The organism is Asanoa sp. NPDC049573 (assembly GCF_040676615.1).
Classification (GTDB): Bacteria; Actinomycetota; Actinomycetes; order Mycobacteriales; family Micromonosporaceae; genus Asanoa.
The window spans coordinates 104,150-121,317 of the sequence record NZ_JBFAPI010000002.1 but is presented as its reverse complement, the minus strand read 5'-3'; the positions used below and the strand labels follow the sequence as shown (position 1 = coordinate 121,317).

The following is a 17,168-nucleotide window of genomic DNA, read 5'->3' as shown; positions in this document are numbered from 1 at the left end:
GTCGCATCCGCGCGGCCCGCCCGCTGGCGGGAGATGTCATGAAACGAAGGCAACGCCTGGCGTACGCCGTGATCCCGGTCGCCTTGCTCTTCGCGGTGGCCGGCTGCGGCGGTTCCGGCGATGGCGACGGCAACGGGGTGGCCTCGCTGGGCGGCACGCCGACGGCTTCGGCGAGCAGTGGCGCGGCGGGCCCGGCCGACCAGGGCGAGCGGGCGCTGAAGTTCGCGCAGTGCATGCGCGAGCAGGGGATCGACATGCCCGACCCGGAGATCGACGGCGGCCGGATCAGCCAGCGGATCAACGCCGGCCCCGGCGACGACGTACAGGCGGCGCAGGAGAAGTGCAAGGAGTTCGCGCCGTCCGGCGGGCCGGGCGGCAAGCCCGACCCGCAAATGCTGGAGCGGATGCTCGCCCACGCGAAGTGCATGCGCGACAACGGGGTCGAGGCCTTCCCCGACCCGGACCCCGACAACGGAGGCATCCGGATCAACGAGCAGATCGCCAACGACCCGGACTTCAAGGCGGCGCAGGAGAAGTGCGACGCGCTGATGGAAAGGCCGGATGACAAGTGAACGGCAGGCGTGGCACGAAGCTCGCCGGTGGCGCGGTCACGGTGCTCGCGGTCGGCGCGGCCGCCGCGGCCACGATCGGCTTCGGGTTCGGCTCCGACGGCGACGGCGGCCCGGCCGCGGAACTGCCGCCGGCGACGGCGACGGTGACCCGGCAGACGCTCGACGACACCCAGACCGTCGACGGGACGCTCGGCTACGGCGACAAGACCGCGCTTTCCGGGCGGTCAGGCGGGACGGTCACCACCCTCCCGTACGCCGGATCGGTGTTCCCGCGCGGCAGGGCGGTGTACAAAGTGGACAACCAACCGGTTGTGTTGATGTACGGCAACCTGCCCGCCTACCGGACGCTCGGCCCGGGCGACGAGGGTGCCGACGTCAAGCAGCTCGAGGCCAACCTGCGCGCGCTGGGCTACTCGGGCTTCACCGCCGACGACGAATACACCTCGTCCACCGCCGACGCCGTCCGCGACTGGCAGGACGATCTCGGCATCACCGAGACCGGTCGGGTGGAACTGGGCCGGGTGCTCTTCGCGCCGGGCCCGATCCGGATCGACAGCGTCACGGCCACGCTCGGCGGGACGGTCGGCCCGGGCCAGGAGGTGCTCGCGTACACCGGCACCAGCCGGGTGATCACCGTCCAGCTCGACATCGGCGAGCAGCGGCTGGCGAAGAAGGGCACCAAGGTTTCCGTCGAGTTGCCCGACGGCAACCGGGCCGACGGCTCGGTGCGGCGGGTCTACACGGTCATCGAGGCCAGCGACGACCCCAACGGCGCTCCGGAGACGAAGATCGAGGCGCAGGTTTCGCTGGCCGACGCCAAGGCCGGCGCGGGCCTCGACGTCGCCGCGGTCGAGGTGACGTTCACCGCCGCACAGCACGCCGACGTGCTCACCGTGCCGGTGGCGGCGCTGGTCGCGCTGGCCGAGGGCGGCTACGGCGTCGAACTCGTTTCGGGCGGCACGACGCGTTACGTCCGGGTCGAGACGGGATTGTTCGCCAACGGCCGGGTCGAGATCACCGGGGACGGCGTCGCCGAGGGCGCGACGGTGGGGATGCCGAAATGATCCGGCTGACCGACGTCTCCAAGGTCTATCCGGGCGGGGTCGCCGCGCTGCGCGGGGTGAGCCTCGACATCGGCGAGCGCGAGCTGATCGCGATCGTCGGCCCGTCGGGCTCGGGCAAGTCGACGATGCTGCACCTGATCGGCACGCTCGACGTACCCAGCGCCGGGCAGGTCACGATCGACGGACACGACGTGTCCCGGTTGTCCGACCGGCAACTCTCCGCGCTGCGCGCCCGCCGGATCGGCTTCGTGTTCCAGCAGTTCCACCTGGCGCCCGGGGTCAGCGCGCTCGACAACGTCGCCGACGGCCTGTTGTACGCCGGTGCCGCTCTCGCCGACCGCCGCCGCCGCGCGGCCGAGGCCCTGGACCGGGTCGGCCTGGCCCACCGGCTCGACCACGAGCCGCACGAGCTTTCCGGCGGTGAACGGCAGCGGGTGGCGATCGCCCGGGCCGTCGTGGGCGAACCGCCGGTGCTGCTCGCCGACGAGCCGACCGGCAACCTCGACTCGGCGGCCGGCGCGGGCGTGCTCGCGCTGCTGCGCGACCTGCACGCGGCCGGGACCACGGTGGTGGTGATCACCCACGATCGGGAGATCGCCGGCGGCCTGCCCCGCCAGGTGCGGATGCGCGACGGCGAGGTGGTGGCGGCATGAGCGCGCTGCTGACCCCGGCCCGGCTGCGGCCGCGCGACATCGTGCGGGTGGCTGCGGTGGGGCTGCGTACCCGGCCGACCCGGGCTCTGCTCTCGGCGCTGGGCATCGCCATCGGCATCGCGGCGATGATCGCGGTGGTCGGCATCTCCGCGTCGTCGCGGGCCGACCTCGACCGCGAGCTGGCGTCGCTCGGCACCAACCTGCTGACCGTCACGCCCGGTCACTCCATCTTCGGCGAGGACGCCAGCCTGCCGCTGGCCGCGGAGTCGATGATCGGGCGGATCGGCCCCGTGCGGTCGACCTCGGCGATCGGCAGCGTCGGCGGGGCCAGCGTCTACCGCACCGACCGCATCCCGCCGGCGCAGACGAACGGCCTGTCGACGTTCGCGGCCCGGCTCGACCTGTTGTCGACGGTCAGCGCGACGCTCCGAAGTGGAGTGTGGCTGAACGAGGCGACGGCGAACTATCCGGCGGTCGTGCTCGGCGACGCCGCCGCGCGGCGGCTGGGCATCAGCCACGCCGGCCCGGAGGTGGAGATCGTGGTCGGTGGTGAGCGCTTCGTGGTGGTCGGCATCCTGGCACCGGTCGCGCTCGCCGAAGAGTTGGACGACGCCGCCATCATGGGCTGGCCGGTCGCCACCGACCGGTTCGGCTTCGACGGCCACCCGACCACGGTCTACACGCGTTCCGACGAGAGCCAGGTCGAAGCGGTCCGCGCGGTGCTCGGCCCGACCGCCAACCCGGAGGCACCGAACGAGGTCGACGTCTCCCGCCCGTCCGACGCGCTGAGCGCCCAGCGCGCGGCCGGCTCCGCGTTCACCGGCCTGCTCCTGGGCCTGGGCGCGGTGGCCCTGCTGGTCGGCGGCGTGGGCGTGGCCAACACGATGGTCATCTCGGTGCTGGAACGCCGCGGCGAAATCGGCCTGCGCCGCTCGCTCGGTGCCACCCGAGGCCAGATCCGCACCCAGTTCCTGGCCGAGTCGCTGCTGTTATCGGCCCTGGGCGGCATCGGCGGGGTGCTGTTGGGGGTCATCGTGACCACCGGATACGCGGCCTACCAGGGCTGGCCGACCACCGTGCCCGGCTGGGCCACGGCCGGCGGCCTGGCCGCGACGGTCCTCATCGGCGGCATCGCGGGGTTGTATCCGGCCATCCGCGCGGCGCGGCTCTCTCCCACGGAGGCGCTGGCGGCGCCTTAGCGAGATCAGCCGCGGAGACGGGCGAGGTGTTGGGCGACGGGGCCGGCGGTGAGCATGCCGCTGCCGGCACCGGCCAGTTCGGCCGCCGCGGGAGTCAGGGCCTGGTGGGCACGGCGGGCGCGGTCGCCGTCGCCGACCTGGACGGCCGCCCGGCCGACGAGCACCCACAGCGCTTCCAGCAGCAGGTCCGGTGGGGGGTCCGGAGCCTGGCGGAGGGCGGCCGCGGCGGCTGGGCGGCGGCCGTGGGCCAGCAGGACCAGCGGGCGGGCCCACGGCGCGTACGGGCCGAAGTCGGTCGCGTCGTCGAAGGACGCCGGCTCGTCGCGCCACACCCGCAAGCACAGGATCGCCAGGGGCAGCAGACCCTGCTCGACCCCGGGCATGCCCGTGCCGGTCAACTGCGCGGCGGCGGCCCGGTAAGCGGCCTCGGCGGCCGGGACGGGGGCACCGCCCGCGGCCAGTCGCAGCGCCCGATACCAGGCCGTGAACGCGGAGACCAGCGGCCGGCCGTGCCGCGCGGCCAGCCGGTCCGCGGCGTCGGCATGCACGTCCGCCACCGCGAAGTCGGCCAGTGCCGAACGGGCCTGCAGCCGCACCAGGTGGCCGAGGATCTCGAACGACGCCAGCCCGTGTGAAGCCGACAGGGCAACCAGTTCCGCCCCGATCCGGTCCCGCTCCGGCGCGAGCCCGGCGCGCTGGAACGTCTGCATGTAGACGCCGTTGAGGGCGAACGCCAGCAGCGGCGGGTCGCCGAGCCCGCGGGCGATGCGTTCCGCCTCGACAGCGGCCGATGACTCGTCCGTGCCGCGCGATTCCACCGCGATCGTGGCCAGCAGGCGGGCCCGCACCGCGTCCGGTGCCTCCGGTGGCAGGGCGGCCATCGCCCGCCTGGCCGCGGCCACCACCTGGGCCGCCAGCGCCGGGTCGTCGGACCGCGTCCAGATCGCGGGTACGTCGTACCGGCCGATCACCCGCGCCGTCAGTTCCGGGTCGCCCAGCCGCTCGGCCGCCTCGATGGCCGCCAGGCGCTGGCCGCGGGCCGCCTCCACGCCGCCGACCACCGCGAGGTCGCGCAGGAGGTCGACCGTCGACTCCAGCCGGACGGGCGCCCCGGCAGCGACCGTGCGGTCGTAGGCCGCCGCGGCGTCCGCCCAGACCTGGTCGGCCGAGGACGGGCCCGTCTGGCGGAGGATGTCGGTCTCGAGCCGGCGCAACTGCGGGCCGGGGTCGATGCCGAGTTGCTCGCGCAACAGATCCCTGGCCCGGCGCAGCACTGCGAGCGCGTCGCCCTGGCGGCCCGTCGTGTAGAGCGCCGACGCCAGCAGCCCCCACCCGCTCTCTCGCCACGGATGCGCGGACACGTGGGCGTCGAGGTCCGGCACCGCCTCCGCGGCCCGGCCGAGCGCCAGCAACGCTTCGGCCCGCAGTTCGACCGCGTTGAGCCGCAACTCCTCCAGCCGGGACCGCTCCGCCAAGGCCCAGGGCTCGTGCTCGAAGCCGGCGTACGCCGGCCCGCGCCACCAGGCCAGCGCCTCGTCGAGCCGGTCGAGCACGGTGCCCGGCGGACCAGCCGACGCCGAGGCGACCGCGGCCGCGAACCGCCAGGAGTCGACCGCGGACGGGTCGGGCCGCAGCGCATAGCCGGGTCCCTCGGTGACGAGCAACGACGCCACGGCGCGCGGCGGGCGCTCCGGCTCGAGGACCCGGCGCAGGGCGGCCACGAACGTGCGCACGGCGCTCACCGCACCGGCCGGCGGGTCGTCACGCCAGAGGTCGTCGACCAGGACGTCGACCGGCACCACCCGGCCGCCGGCCACGATCAGCCGGGCCAGCACCGCCCGGTGGCGAGGACCCCGCAGGTCGAGCGGCGCACCGGCCGCCGACCAGGCGACGACCGGACCGAGCACACCGAACCCGACCGGCACCGACCCACCCCCAATCGAAGGTCAACGTATCGCGCTCATCGGTTGCTCATCCGCGATCGGCACGCTGGTCGAACCAACGAAAGGACCGCACATGATCCCCGGATTCCGACAAAGCCGTGTCACCGTCGACGACGGTGTGGCGCTAACGGCCGCGGTGGGCGGTTCCGGCCGCCCGATCGTGCTCCTGCACGGTTTCCCGCAGACCCACCTGATGTGGCGGCACGTCGCGGCCGACCTCGCCCACGATCACACCGTGATCTGCCCGGATCTGCGCGGCTACGGCGCCAGCGACAAACCGGTGGCCGGGGAGCACACGTACGCCAAGCGGACCATGGCCGCCGACATCGTCGCCCTCGCCCGGGCGCTCGGGCACGACCGGTTCGCCCTGGCCGGCCACGACCGGGGTGCGCTGGTCGCCATCCGGGCCGGTCTCGACCACCCGGCGACGATCACCCACCTGGCCGCGCTCGACGTGCTGCCGACGCTCGACATGTGGGACGTGCTGCACGGCGTCCGGGCCGCGGTCGCTTTCCACCTCTACCTGATGGCCCAGCCGCCGGGGCTGCCCGAGCGGATGATCGAGGCCACGGCCGACGAGTTCTTCGGTTCGTTCCTCGACGGATGGGCCGGCGACGCCGCCGCGATCCCGCCGGAGGTCCGGGCCGCCTACCTGGCCGCGTCGCGGGCCGCGGTGCCGTCGATCGTCGCCGACTACCGGGCCTCCGCGGGCATCGACGTCGTGCACGACCGGGCCGACCGCGCGGCCGGCCGCCGGCTGGCGATGCCGGTCACGGTGGTGCAGCAGGACTGGGGCGCGGCGCTCGGCTACGACGCGGCCGCGCTGTGGGGAGCCTGGGCACCGGACCTGGTGCACCAGACGACCTCGGCCGGCCATTTCATGGCCGAGGAGGCGCCCGACGAGATCGTCAAGGCGCTGCGCGACCTGCTGAGTCGATGAACCCGGGGGCACGCCCTGGTGGGTGACTTGGCCCGGCCGCACACCGCGTCCGTCGTGGGTGGCAGGGGGCCGGCTCTACGGTGGACGGCGATGCCGTAGTGAGGGGGTCGCGACCCGTGCAAGAGGTTTCGGATTCGCCGGAGGAGGGGTGGGAGAAGCCCTACGCCGATCGCGGCGAAGACCTTCCGCTGCCGACCGTCCATCATCGAGTGATGCTCACCGACCTGCCGCCGAGCGGGCTCGCCGACATCGCCCGCCGGCTCAAGCTCACCCTGCCGGAAGCCGAGTTCGTGCCGGAGCAGCCGGCCGTCCCGGGACGGACCGCGCTGGCCCGCCGCGGGCCCGTGCTGGCCGACCTGCCGGCCACCGAGCTCGACGAACTGGCGCGGGCGCTGTTCGCACGGGTGGTCGACGGCCCGACCGAGGCGTGGACCGAGGTGCCCTCGACCGAGGAGCTCTTCGCCTACCTGCGCCGCGAACTCGGTGACGACCAGCGGCGGATCGACGCGTTCGTCTACCGCGTCGAGGGCGGCAGGCCGGTGGTCGTGGTGCGGCCGTCGACGGCCCGCGAGGGCACCCGCACGCTGCGCCGGATCGTCCGCGCCACCTCGCGCGACGTGGCCTGGAAGGTCGTCGACCTGTGGATCGGCGTGCCGATCTCGATGGTCCTCAACCCGCCCGCCGACCTCGCCGAAGCCGTCTACTACGCCGCGGACCTCGGCCGCTGAGCGCCCCTTGCCATCGGTGGCAAGGCGATGGCGAGACGGTGGAGCCGACATCGGGCTCACGACGAGGAGGCCACCGTGGTGCCGGGGCCGGCTATCGAGCTGCGCGTGCTCGGGCCGCTGTCCCTGACGCTCGACATGCCGCGCCGGCTGCCGCCGCGTGACCGCGACCTGCTCGCCCTGCTCGCCTGCCGGCCCAACGGGTCGGTGCCGGCCGACCGGTTGGTCGACGCGCTCTGGCCGGCCGAACCGCCGCGGACCGCGGCCAAGGCCTTGCAGGTGCGGGTGCACGAGCTGCGCCGGGCCCTGGGTGGTCCGGGCCGGATCACGCACGACCAGCGGGGGTACGCCCTGGCGGTCGCGCCGGGGGAACTGGACTCACCGACGTTCGAGGCGCTGGTCGGTCAGGGCCGGGCCCAGGTCGGCGCCGGCCGCCTCGCCGCCGGCGCCGCCGTGTTCCGGCAGGCGCTCGATCTCTGGCGGGGGCCCGCCTTCGCCGGCCAGGAGCACCTCGAGCCGGTGCGGGTCGAGGCCGCCCGCCTGACCGACCTGCGGCTCGCGGCGGTGGAGGCGTTGGCCGACGCCGAACTCGCGCTGGGCCGGCACACTGAGATCGTCGAGCCGCTGCGTGCGGTGCGGGCCGAGCACCCGCTGCGGGAAGCGCTGACCGCCCGGCTCATGCTGGCGCTGCACCGCGCGGGCCGCCCGGCCGAGGCGTTGCGCGCCTATCGGGAGTTGCACCAGCGCCTCACCGCCGAGCTGGACGCGGAGCCCACCCGGGCCCTGCGCGACCTGCGGGGCGCGATCCTGACCGGTGACCCGGCACTCGATCTGCCGGCGCCCGCGGCGACCCGGACGCGACCCGCCGAGCTGCCGCCCGACGTCCCCGCGTTCGTCGGCCGGGCCGAGGAGATCGAATCGCTCCGCGCCGCGCTCACGGCCCCGACGGGCAGCACCTCGATCGCGGCGGTCAACGGGATCGGCGGGGTCGGCAAGTCGGCCCTGGCCGGGGTGGTGGCGGCCGCCCTGGCCCGGGCGGACGCGTTTCCCGACGGGCAGCTCTTCGTCAACCTGCACGGCGCGACGGCCGGCGTGCGACCGCTGGCGCCGGCCGACGTGCTGGCCCGGTTCCTGCGTTCGCTGGGCATCGAGCCGCCGCACGACGTCGAGGAGGCGGCCGCCCGATTCCGCTCGGTGACCGCCGACCGGCGGTTGCTGCTCGTGCTCGACAACGCCTTCGACGCGCACCAGGTGCGCCCGCTGCTGCCCGGCGGCCGCGACTGCGCGGTGCTGGTCACCAGCCGGCGAGTGCTGTCCACTCTCGACGGGGCCGTTCACCTGCGGCTGCGACCGCTGGCCCAGGACGACGCGCTTGCGCTGCTCAGCCACCTGGCCGGCGGCGACCGGGTGGCGGCCGAGCGGGCCGCGGCGGCCGACATCGCGCGGTTCTGCGGCCTGCTCCCGTTGGCCCTGCGGGTCACCGGTGCCCGGCTGGTCGCGCAGCCCGCGCGCAGCCTGGCCAGCCACGCCGACCAGCTGTCCGACGAGCGGCGCCGGCTCGACGCGCTCGAACACGACGACCTGGCGGTCCGCGCCAGCATCGCGGCCAGCCACCAGGACCTGGTCGGCCAGCCCGAGGTCGCCGGGCTGCTCGCCCTGGTCGCCGGGCTCGACGTGCCAGAGGTCACCGCCGCGGTCGCCGGCGCGCTCGCCGCGCTGCCGGTGTCGCGGGCCGCCGACGCGCTCGACCGCCTGGTCGAGACCCAGTTGCTGGAGCAACCGGCCAACGGCCGATACCGGATGCACGACCTGATCCGCCTGTTCGTGCGGGAGCGGGCCGCCCTCGAGCCCGACGCGCTGGTGCGGGTGGCCGAGCACTACGCCGCGATCGGCGAACGGGCCACCGCGCTGCTTGACCCGGGCCAGGCGAAGTGGATCGGCGAACCGGTCGCGGCGACCGACGACGGCAGCACGGCCGGCGCGCTCGCCTGGCTCGCCGCCGAGAAGGTCAACATCGTCGGCGTCGTGCGCCAGGCGGCGGCGTTGCCGGGCCGGGCGGGCGCCGTGGCGATCCGGCTCGGCGCCGCCTTCGGCACGCCACTGGACATCAACGGTTTCCTACCCGAGTGGATCGACTGCAACGAGGTGGTCGCCGCGGTGGCCGCGCGGCTCGGCGATCGCGCGGCGGAGGCCAGGGCCCGGATGTTCCTCGGCTACGCCTACGGCCGGCTCGGCCGGCACGACGACGAGCTCGCCGAGGTCGAACGCGCGCTCGTCCTGTGGCGCCAGGTCGGCGACCGGTTCGGCGTATCCGGTGCGCTCAACGCCTGCGGCCTGGCCTACCTGCACGTCGGCCGGGTGACCGAGGCCGTCGACCGGCTGGAGGCGGGGCTGGCCCTGCGGCGTGCGGTCGGCGACCGGCACGGCGAGTCGATGTTGCTCGACAACCTCGGGTGCGGCTACCGCGCGCAGGGCCGGCTCGACCTGGCGATCGAGGCGCACGAGAAGGCGCTCGCGCTGGCCGACGAGGTCGACTACCGCCGATTGCGCGCGCATGCGCTCGGCAACCTCGCACAGGACCTGCGGGCCGCCGGCGACTACCGGCGGGCGCTTCGCTACTACCGGCGCAGCCTGGCCAGTCACCGCGCGTTCGGCGACCGCCATCACGAGGCCCGCGAGATGTGGGGGCTGGGCACCGTGTTGCACCAGCTCGGTCGCGACCGGCCCGCCCGCGAGCACTGGGACGGAGCGCTGGCGATCCTGCAGGAGACCGGGCGGCTGACCGCGGCCGAGGTGGCGGAGATCCGGCGCGGGCCGGTGGATGTCGTGCCCAGCGCGATCGCCGTGCTGGTCGGCTGACAAACGTCATAACCGCGTCATAACCGGTCGGGTCCATGATGGTTGGCGAAGACCGGGACGGGAGAGTTCACAACGGTGACTGGCGACACCCGCTTCCTGCTGCTCGGGCCGATCGAGGCGCACCGAGGCGGCCAACCGCTACCGCTGGGCCGCCGCCGCGAGCGCTGCCTGCTGGCCGTGCTGCTGCTGGCGGCCAACCGGGTGGTGCCCGCCGAGCGGCTGATGGACCTGCTGTGGGACGGCGATCCGCCCGACTCGGCCCGGGCCAGCCTGCACACCCACGTGTCCCGCCTGCGGGTGCGGCTCGACGCGGCCGGCACCGGCGCGGGCGTGGTCATCGCGGCGCGACACGGCGGCTACGTCGTGGAGACCGATCCGCAGGCCGTCGACGCACACCGGTTCGCGGCGCTCGTACGCGAGGCCCGCACGGTGGCCGACCCCGAGCGCCGGGCCACCGTGCTGCGCCGGGCACTGGCCCTGTGGCGCGGCCCGGCGCTGGCCGACAGCGGCACCGACCGGCTGCGCCAGCGGGTCGTCGCCGATCTCGACGAGCTGCGGTTGACCGCCCTCGAACTGGCCATCGACGCCGACCTGGCCTGCGGCCGGCACACCGACGTCGTCGCCGAGGCGTCCGGCCTGGTCGCCGAGCATCCGCTGCGCGAGGGGCTGTGGGAGCGGCTGGCGCTGGCGCTGCACCGGTCCGACCGGCGGGCCGATGCGCTGGAGGTGCTCGATCGGGCCCGCGTCCGGCTCGCCGACGAGCTGGGCATCGACCCCGGGCCGGGCCTGGGCCGGCTGCGCCAGGCGATCCTGACCGCCGACCCGGGGCTCAAGCCACAGGCTCCACGAGCTCCGAGCCCAAGCCGGCCGCGCCAGCTCCCCATGGACATCGCCGAGTTCACCGGCCGCGCCGCCGAGCTCGGCCGGCTGGTCGAGCTGGCCGACCAGCCGGCCGGCGCGGCGCGGATCGCGGTCATCGAGGGCATGGCCGGGGTCGGCAAGACCCGGCTGGCCGTGCACGCGGCCCGCCTGCTGGTCGAGCGGGGCCGGTTCGACGAGGTGCAGCTCTGGGCCGACCTGCACGGCCTCGCGGGAGACCAGCGGGCCGACCCGCACGAGGTGCTCGGCCGGTTCCTCCGTGAGCTCGGTGTGCCCGGCGCCCCTGCCGACCCGCAGGAACGCGCCGCGCTCTACCGCAGCCTGCTGGCCGGCCGCCGGGTCCTGGTGCTGCTCGACAACGCCGCCGACGAGGAGCAGGTCCGGCCGTTGCTCCCGGGTGGCGCCGACTGCCTGGTGTTGATCACCACCCGGCGCCGGCTCGGGCGTCTCGAGGGCGGCTGCCCGCTGCCGCTCGACGTGTTCGAGCCCGCGGAAGCGGCCGAGCTGGTCGCCAAGGTCGCGGGCGCCGGCCGGGTCGCCGGGCAGGAAGCCGACGTGGCCCGCCTCGCTGAGCTCTGCGGCCACCTGCCGCTCGCGGTCACGCTGGCCGCCCGCCGCTTGCAGGGCCGTCCGGCGTGGACGGTCGCCGACCTGGTCGGCCGGCTCTGCGCCGACATCGACGGCCCGACCGTGCGGTCCGCGTTCGACCTGTCCTACCAGGCCCTGGCGCCCGACCAGCGCCGGCTGCTGCGGATGCTGGGGCTGCATCCCGGGCCCGACTTCACCGCGGACTCCGCCGGCGCGCTGGTCGCCCGGCCGCGCGACGAGGCCGAGGCCGCACTGGAGGCCCTGCTCGACGAGCATCTCGTGCAGCAGCGGGTGCCCGGCCGCTATCTGTTGCATGACCTGGTTCGCGGCTACGCCGGCGGGCGGGCCGAGCGTGACGAGCCGGTGCCGTCGCGGCACGCCGCGATCGGGCAGCTGGTCACGCACTACCTGGCCGTGGCGCGGCGGGCGACGCTGCTCGTACACCCGAACGAGTCCCGGCGGGTGGCGCGGGCCGCGACCGGCACCGACGGCCGCGGCTGGCCGCGGACCCCGGCCGAGGCCGCCGCCTGGGGCGATGCCAACCTGCCGACCCTGGTGGCCACGGTGCGGCTGGCCACCGAGCTGCCCGGGCCGCTGCCCCGGCTGGCCGTGGAACTGGTGCTCGCGCTCTACCGGCCGCTGGCCAACCGCGGGCATCACGACGAACGGCTGGCGCTCAACACGCTGGCGGCCCGCGCCGCCGAGCGGATCGGTGAGCGGCGCGCGCAGGCACAGGCACTCGAAGACCTCGGGGTGATGTGCGGGCAGATCGGCCGGCTCACGGAGGCGGTCGAGCACATCGGCGCGGCGCTGGCGATCTGGCGTGAGCTCGACGACCCGGTCGGCATCAGCGGTTGCCTGACCCAGCTCGGCAACAGCTACCGCCAGCTCGGCCGGTTCGACGACGCGGTGCGGCACCTGCGCCGCGGCCTGACGGTCAGCCGGGCGGCCGACTACCGGGCCGGTGCGGCAGGCGCGCTCAACAACCTCGGCCTGGCCCTACAGGGGATGGGCGCGCACGATCGGGCGGTGCGCTACCAGCGGCGCAGCGTCGCCGCGTTCGTGGCCCTCGACAACCACCGCGGCGCCAGCATCGCGCGGGCCAACCTGGGCTGGGCCTGCCAGCGGGCCGGCCGGCCGGCCGAGGCGCTGGGCCACCACCGGGCCGGGCTGCGGGTGTTCCGTGAGGTGGGCGACCGCTACAACGAGGCCGAGCAGCTCTGGGCGCTCGGGCTGGCACACCACGCACTCGGCGAGCCCGAGGTCGCGCGGGCCAACTGGCAGGATTCGGTGGCGCAGCTGATCGACCTTGGTCACCTCACCGCCGACGAGGGTGCCGGCCTGCTGGCGGCGGCCGTGCCGGTCACCCCCGACGTGATCCGGCTCAACAGTTGACCGCCGCCGACACGGTCACCGACCGGGCCTGCGTGGTGCTGCAGGACCGGCCGGTGGTGGGGCTGCACCGCGGCCTGGTCGACCTGCTGGTCGCCGCCGGTCGCGACGGCCGGGCGGTGCGGGTGGTCACGCCGCCGACCAGCCGCCTGACCATGCCACTGCACGCCGTGCTCGCCGGTGGCGCCGGGAGCTGGGTGGTCCGCTATCCCGAGCACGGCTACTTCGACGCCGCTTCCGGCGCGCCGTTGCACTGGTCGGAGGGCGATTTCCAGGCGTACGCGGAACCGGCCGACCTTTCGCCGTCGAGCGACGCGGGCGATCAGCTCTGGCTGACCCTGCGGCTGCTGCACACCCGCCCGCCCGCCTCCTTCGGGCTGGCCACCGAGGCGGTGTGCGGCGCGCTGACCGGCAGCCAGCCGGCCGGCTGGGGCAACGCCGAACCGGTCGCCGAGCCGTGGCGCCCGATCGAGCTAAGCATCGCCGCGGCCAGCCGCGGACCGCGACCGACCACGCTGGTCGTGGTCGGTGGCGGCGCACGGCCGGCGATCGGGTTGCTGGAGTTCGCCGTCGAGCCCGCCGGCATCAGCGAGACACTGACGCTCGCCGTCGGCGGTTTCGACGAAGCACCCCCCGACACCGTCGGCCTCGTGACACGACTGGCCGAGGAGCACCCGCTCGGGCTGGCCCTGCTGGTGCTCCGGCCCGGCCGGGCCGACCTGACCCAGGGCCCGTTCGAGCCGGCCGGCGGCCGGCCGCTGTGCGTCGGGGTCGGCCCGTCGGCCCGCACCGAAGAGGCGCGGGACGCCCTGCTCGCGCTACCGGGCGCGCGCACCGCGGGTCCGGCCGTCTATTGCGACCTGTCCGCCGGGTGGCCTGCGTACGCCGAGGTCAGAGCCATTGCCGTGACCGGCAAGGCGGATGGCAAGCCGGCCACGGTCGGCTAGCGGGGCAGCCGGCGCCTCCGGCTGCCCGAAAACACCGGGGAGGCGACGATGCGATTCGACATGGGCAGCGATGCGCTGCCGACGCTCATCAACCGCACGCAGGGCTCACATCAGGACCTGGGCGCGCTCATCCGGCAGCTGATCGCCGCCGCGGAGCCGCTGGAGGGCAAGTTCAACGGCACGGCCAAGGTCGCGTTCGACCGCTTCAAGGCCCGCGGTGACGAGATCACCGCGGAGCTCAACTCGGCGGTCGCCTCGATTCTCGGCGGCCAGCAGGGGATGAACACCTCCTTCGTGGAGGGCGACCAGTCGATGGCGGACACCTCGCACGGTACCGAGGGTTCGGCCGACTTCGCCGGCGCGTCGTTCCGCACGCTGGCCTGAGCGACACGAGGAGAGGCAGATGGGTTCACTCGACCGGCTCAGCTACGACACCGCCGCGTCCGCCGAGGCGCAGGGCAACATCGTCCGGGTGGTCGGCCAGTTGGAGAGCGTCATCAACGACCGCGACCAGGCGGTCAAGTCGGCGCTCGCGGACTTCTCCGCGGACGGGGTCTCCGACCTCTACCACGGCAAGGAGGTGCGCTGGAACAGGGCCGCGCAGGAGGTCCGCACGATCATCGCGCTGATCCGCAAGACGTTGAACGAGAACGACAGCACCGCCGGTCAGGCCCAGTCCCGGGCGCGCGCCGCGGTCGACGCGATCTGAGGACGAGCCGTGGCCCGCTACCGCATCGAACCCTTCGGCGTGCGGCACGTGGTCAACGCCGTCGACCGCTACGCCCAGGCCGAGCTGACCAAGGCCAGCGAGGACACCCAGGACGCGACCGAGGCCGCGACCGCCCACCTGGACCCGATGTCCCCGGTTCGCGGCCTGCTCGGACCGTTCGGTCTCGCGGTCAGTGGCCAGATCAAGGCGGTGTACGCGGCCACCACCGACGTGCTGTCGGCCGCGGCGAACGCGACCAACGCCTACGTCGAGGCCGACGCCGAGATGGCCCGCCGCGGTGCGCACGGCGAGATCTACGTTTCCGGTGCCGTCGGAGACCGGGCCCAGCACGCGGGTGCCCGGGAAGCCGGCGGGCTGGCCGCGCTGCCGCGGCAGGACATCGACAACGCCCGCAACGGCAGCCGCCCGTCGCTCGCCGACTGGCTGGCGCAGGTCGACGGGGGACACCGGTGAGCAACAGCTACCGCGACCACTGGAAGTCCAACGAGACCGCCCGTTACGGGCTGGGCGGGAAGCTGATCGACCCGGCGGCGATTCCCAAGGTCGAGTACGACATCGGCGGCATGCACGGCGACGCGGCGAAGCTGACGGCGGTCGGTAAGCGGATCGAAACCGTCGGACATGGCATCGACAAGCGTTGGCAAGGGCTGGCCGAGCACTACGACGCGCCGGAGGGGGGCCAACTCGTCGCCGGCACCGGCCGGGTGGTCGCCAAGGCGGCCAAGCCGAGCGCCGACCTGGCCGCGGTGGGTTCCGCGATCGACGCCCTGGCCTCGACGGTCGGGCCCTTGCAGCAGAAGTTGGAGCGGTTGCGCGCTCAGGCCACCGCGTTCCGGGCGTGGGCGCTGAGTCTGACCACCGACGCCCGGATAGCCGGGCACGGGAACCCGGCACCGAAGGATTGGCGCACCGAGCTCTACCCGCCCTGGCAGATGTTCGGCAAAGACATCAACATGAGCCTGTCCAACCAGGTCGGCGACGCGCTGGACGCGATCATGCGGGCCGAGGAGGCCTGCGTGTCGGCCATCGAGTCACACACCGACACGGCCGCGCTGCCGATGCCGAGCCAGATCCCGCCGGTCCGCGAGCCGGGAAACGGTGCACTGCGGCTCGACGACGCACTCGCCGCCGCGCAGGCCCGGCGGCACGACTGGCGCGCGCTGGCGCTCACCTCCGGAGCCAACCTGCCCTGGGGCGGTTGGCAGACGATCCCCAAGGGCCGGATCGACATCTTCACCAAGCTGGTGGCCGGCATGTTCGACAGCCTCGTGGAGTCGCCGGCGAAGTTCTGGGCGGGACTGGCCGGGCTGAGCTTCGTCACCGCGAGAGACCCGATGCACCGCGGCCAGCTCGGCATCGCCTTCAGGGCCGACACCGCCAAGCAGACCTGGGCGGGCGTCGGCCGGCTGGTCCAGGCCGGTCTGCCCGGCAGCTACCTGGACCCGCACCTGCGCCAGCAGAACTTCCAGACCTGGAAGCAGATGGGAATCGGGCTGATCGCGTCCGACGAGCCGGACGGCTGGATTCGCACCGGGAAGGTGGTGGGCAACATCGCGGGGTTGTTCGCGCCCTCTCCCGCCAAGGGCGTCGGGCTGACCCATGCGCTGGAACGGCTGGCGGAGGAGAGCGGCAAGGCCGCACGGCGCGGCGGTTGGTGGCGGGCCGCACACCTGGGCGAGGTCCCGAAGGTCGTCACCGACGGCGGCTGGCTCGGTGCCGACGTGCGCGTCGGCGCGAAACTCGGCCCGCCGGCGGTCCGGGACCTGGCACACGCCATCCGCGCCGGCCTCGGCCGGTTGGAGGCGCCCCAACACGATCTGCCGGCGGTCCCGGTCCGCGACGCGGGCGCCGCCGTCGAGCATGCCAAGCAGTGGGCCGCACAGTCCCAGCGCGCGCTGGACGACGAATACCTGCCCGAGCGGGCCGCGCTGCACGACGCCCACCTGCGCGACCTGCGGTCGGCCGACGCGGCCGACCGGCCGGCGCTGGAGCGCGACTACGCGCAGCGGCTGGCCGAGTTGGACCGGGAACACCGGGCCAACGTCGACGCGATCGTCGACGAAGCCGGTCGCCGGATCAACGACGGGGAACGGTCCGGCCTGTCGGTGGGCCTGCCGGACCACGACGCCGAGGCGCTGCGCAACCTGTTGTCCCGGCACCCGGCCCCGGCCGAGCGGGCCGCGGCGATCACCGGCTACCTCGACAACCTCACACCGGGCGAGCGGGCCAACCTGGCCAGGTCCCATCCCGAGCTGGTCCGCGGGCTGGGCAACGCCGTGCCGCCGGACATGCGCGGACACCTGCCGCCGCTGCCGACACCCGCGGAGGTGTCGGACTTCGAGCGGATCTGGAAGAAGCTGCCTGAGCAGGGCCGGGAGGGCCTGCTCGACCTGGTGCTCTGGCGCAACGGCCCGGTCGACACCGCCAGCAACCTGCCCGGCGACTTCCTCTGGCCGGAGGCGCCCGGACACCACGGCACGCCTTTGTGGGACGCGCAGCAGCAGCCCGGCCGGCACCCCGATGCGGCGATCGCCGCATACCTGAAGCAGCAGGGCGCGTGGCCGGCGTCGGATGACACCGCGCTGTGGCAGGCGCTGGACTACCTGCGCCGGCATCCCGACGTGGCGGTCGCCGAGTATCTGCGCCAGCACGCCGCCGTGCCGGCGACCTGACGCCG

Annotated in this window: 14 protein-coding genes; 13 read left to right on the top strand and 1 reads right to left on the bottom strand. The window is 74.6% G+C overall.

The features are described from left to right. Nucleotides 1–38 precede the first annotated feature (38 nt). From AB0J74_RS04140 to AB0J74_RS04125, 4 genes are read left to right on the top strand one after another with little or no spacing between them, the layout of a single operon-like run. Nucleotides 39–572 carry a hypothetical protein gene (locus tag AB0J74_RS04140; protein WP_363444404.1) on the top strand — a complete coding sequence of 178 codons (534 nt, stop codon included), beginning with the start codon at nucleotides 39–41 and terminating at the stop codon, nucleotides 570–572. After that, complete coding sequence (locus AB0J74_RS04135) at nucleotides 569–1,636, top strand: peptidoglycan-binding protein (RefSeq protein ID WP_363444401.1); 1,068 nt, start codon at nucleotides 569–571, stop codon at nucleotides 1,634–1,636. The genes AB0J74_RS04140 and AB0J74_RS04135 overlap by 4 nt, the downstream gene beginning before the upstream one ends. Then, on the top strand, nucleotides 1,633–2,289 hold the full coding sequence (locus tag AB0J74_RS04130) for an ABC transporter ATP-binding protein (protein ID WP_363444398.1): 657 nt from the start codon (nucleotides 1,633–1,635) through the stop codon (nucleotides 2,287–2,289). Before AB0J74_RS04135 ends, AB0J74_RS04130 begins: the two co-directional genes overlap by 4 nt. Next, on the top strand, nucleotides 2,286–3,488 hold the full coding sequence (locus AB0J74_RS04125; RefSeq protein ID WP_363444395.1) for an ABC transporter permease: 1,203 nt from the start codon (nucleotides 2,286–2,288) through the stop codon (nucleotides 3,486–3,488). Before AB0J74_RS04130 ends, AB0J74_RS04125 begins: the two co-directional genes overlap by 4 nt. 5 nt (nucleotides 3,489–3,493) lie before the next feature. On the opposite strand, the gene AB0J74_RS04120 is transcribed toward AB0J74_RS04125, so the two are convergent. After that, entirely contained in the window at nucleotides 3,494–5,413 is a 1,920-nt protein-coding gene (locus AB0J74_RS04120) for a BTAD domain-containing putative transcriptional regulator (RefSeq protein ID WP_363444393.1), read from the bottom strand. A 91-nt stretch (nucleotides 5,414–5,504) separates the two neighbouring features. On the opposite strand from AB0J74_RS04120, the gene AB0J74_RS04115 reads away from it, so the two are divergent. From AB0J74_RS04115 to AB0J74_RS04075, 9 genes are all read left to right on the top strand, one after another. Then, the gene (locus AB0J74_RS04115) at nucleotides 5,505–6,371 is read left to right on the top strand and encodes an alpha/beta hydrolase (RefSeq protein ID WP_363444390.1); all 867 of its coding nucleotides are present in this window, start codon (nucleotides 5,505–5,507) and stop codon (nucleotides 6,369–6,371) included. A 116-nt stretch (nucleotides 6,372–6,487) separates the two neighbouring features. Then, nucleotides 6,488–7,099, top strand: a complete 612-nt coding sequence (locus tag AB0J74_RS04110) for a hypothetical protein (protein ID WP_363444387.1) — start codon at nucleotides 6,488–6,490, stop codon at nucleotides 7,097–7,099. Nucleotides 7,100–7,174: 75 nt separating this feature from the next. Then, complete coding sequence (locus AB0J74_RS04105; protein ID WP_363444384.1) at nucleotides 7,175–9,955, top strand: BTAD domain-containing putative transcriptional regulator; 2,781 nt, start codon at nucleotides 7,175–7,177, stop codon at nucleotides 9,953–9,955. A 75-nt stretch (nucleotides 9,956–10,030) separates the two neighbouring features. Continuing rightward, on the top strand, nucleotides 10,031–12,817 hold the full coding sequence (locus AB0J74_RS04100) for a BTAD domain-containing putative transcriptional regulator (RefSeq protein WP_363444381.1): 2,787 nt from the start codon (nucleotides 10,031–10,033) through the stop codon (nucleotides 12,815–12,817). Continuing rightward, nucleotides 12,814–13,761, top strand: a complete 948-nt coding sequence (locus AB0J74_RS04095) for a DUF6177 family protein (RefSeq protein ID WP_363444378.1) — start codon at nucleotides 12,814–12,816, stop codon at nucleotides 13,759–13,761. Before AB0J74_RS04100 ends, AB0J74_RS04095 begins: the two co-directional genes overlap by 4 nt. Before the next feature lie 48 nt (nucleotides 13,762–13,809). Next, nucleotides 13,810–14,145, top strand: coding sequence for a hypothetical protein (locus AB0J74_RS04090; protein WP_363444375.1), 336 nt, complete (start codon nucleotides 13,810–13,812; stop codon nucleotides 14,143–14,145). 19 nt (nucleotides 14,146–14,164) lie between these two features. Further along, a complete protein-coding gene (locus AB0J74_RS04085) occupies nucleotides 14,165–14,470 on the top strand; it encodes a pore-forming ESAT-6 family protein (RefSeq protein WP_363444372.1) in 306 nt (101 codons plus the stop codon). A 9-nt stretch (nucleotides 14,471–14,479) separates the two neighbouring features. Next, nucleotides 14,480–14,944 carry a DUF6507 family protein gene (locus tag AB0J74_RS04080; protein ID WP_363444370.1) on the top strand — a complete coding sequence of 155 codons (465 nt, stop codon included), beginning with the start codon at nucleotides 14,480–14,482 and terminating at the stop codon, nucleotides 14,942–14,944. Beyond that, the gene (locus AB0J74_RS04075; RefSeq protein WP_363444367.1) at nucleotides 14,941–17,163 is read left to right on the top strand and encodes a hypothetical protein; all 2,223 of its coding nucleotides are present in this window, start codon (nucleotides 14,941–14,943) and stop codon (nucleotides 17,161–17,163) included. The genes AB0J74_RS04080 and AB0J74_RS04075 overlap by 4 nt, the downstream gene beginning before the upstream one ends. Nucleotides 17,164–17,168: the final 5 nt, after the last annotated feature.

Coding starts and splice junctions, on each gene's coding strand:
- AB0J74_RS04140 (WP_363444404.1), top strand. CDS start 39: ATGAAACGAAGGCAACGCCTGGCGTACGCCGTGATCCCGGTCGCCTTG.
- AB0J74_RS04130 (WP_363444398.1), top strand. CDS start 1,633: ATGATCCGGCTGACCGACGTCTCCAAGGTCTATCCGGGCGGGGTCGCC.
- AB0J74_RS04125 (WP_363444395.1), top strand. CDS start 2,286: ATGAGCGCGCTGCTGACCCCGGCCCGGCTGCGGCCGCGCGACATCGTG.
- AB0J74_RS04115 (WP_363444390.1), top strand. CDS start 5,505: ATGATCCCCGGATTCCGACAAAGCCGTGTCACCGTCGACGACGGTGTG.
- AB0J74_RS04090 (WP_363444375.1), top strand. CDS start 13,810: ATGCGATTCGACATGGGCAGCGATGCGCTGCCGACGCTCATCAACCGC.
- AB0J74_RS04085 (WP_363444372.1), top strand. CDS start 14,165: ATGGGTTCACTCGACCGGCTCAGCTACGACACCGCCGCGTCCGCCGAG.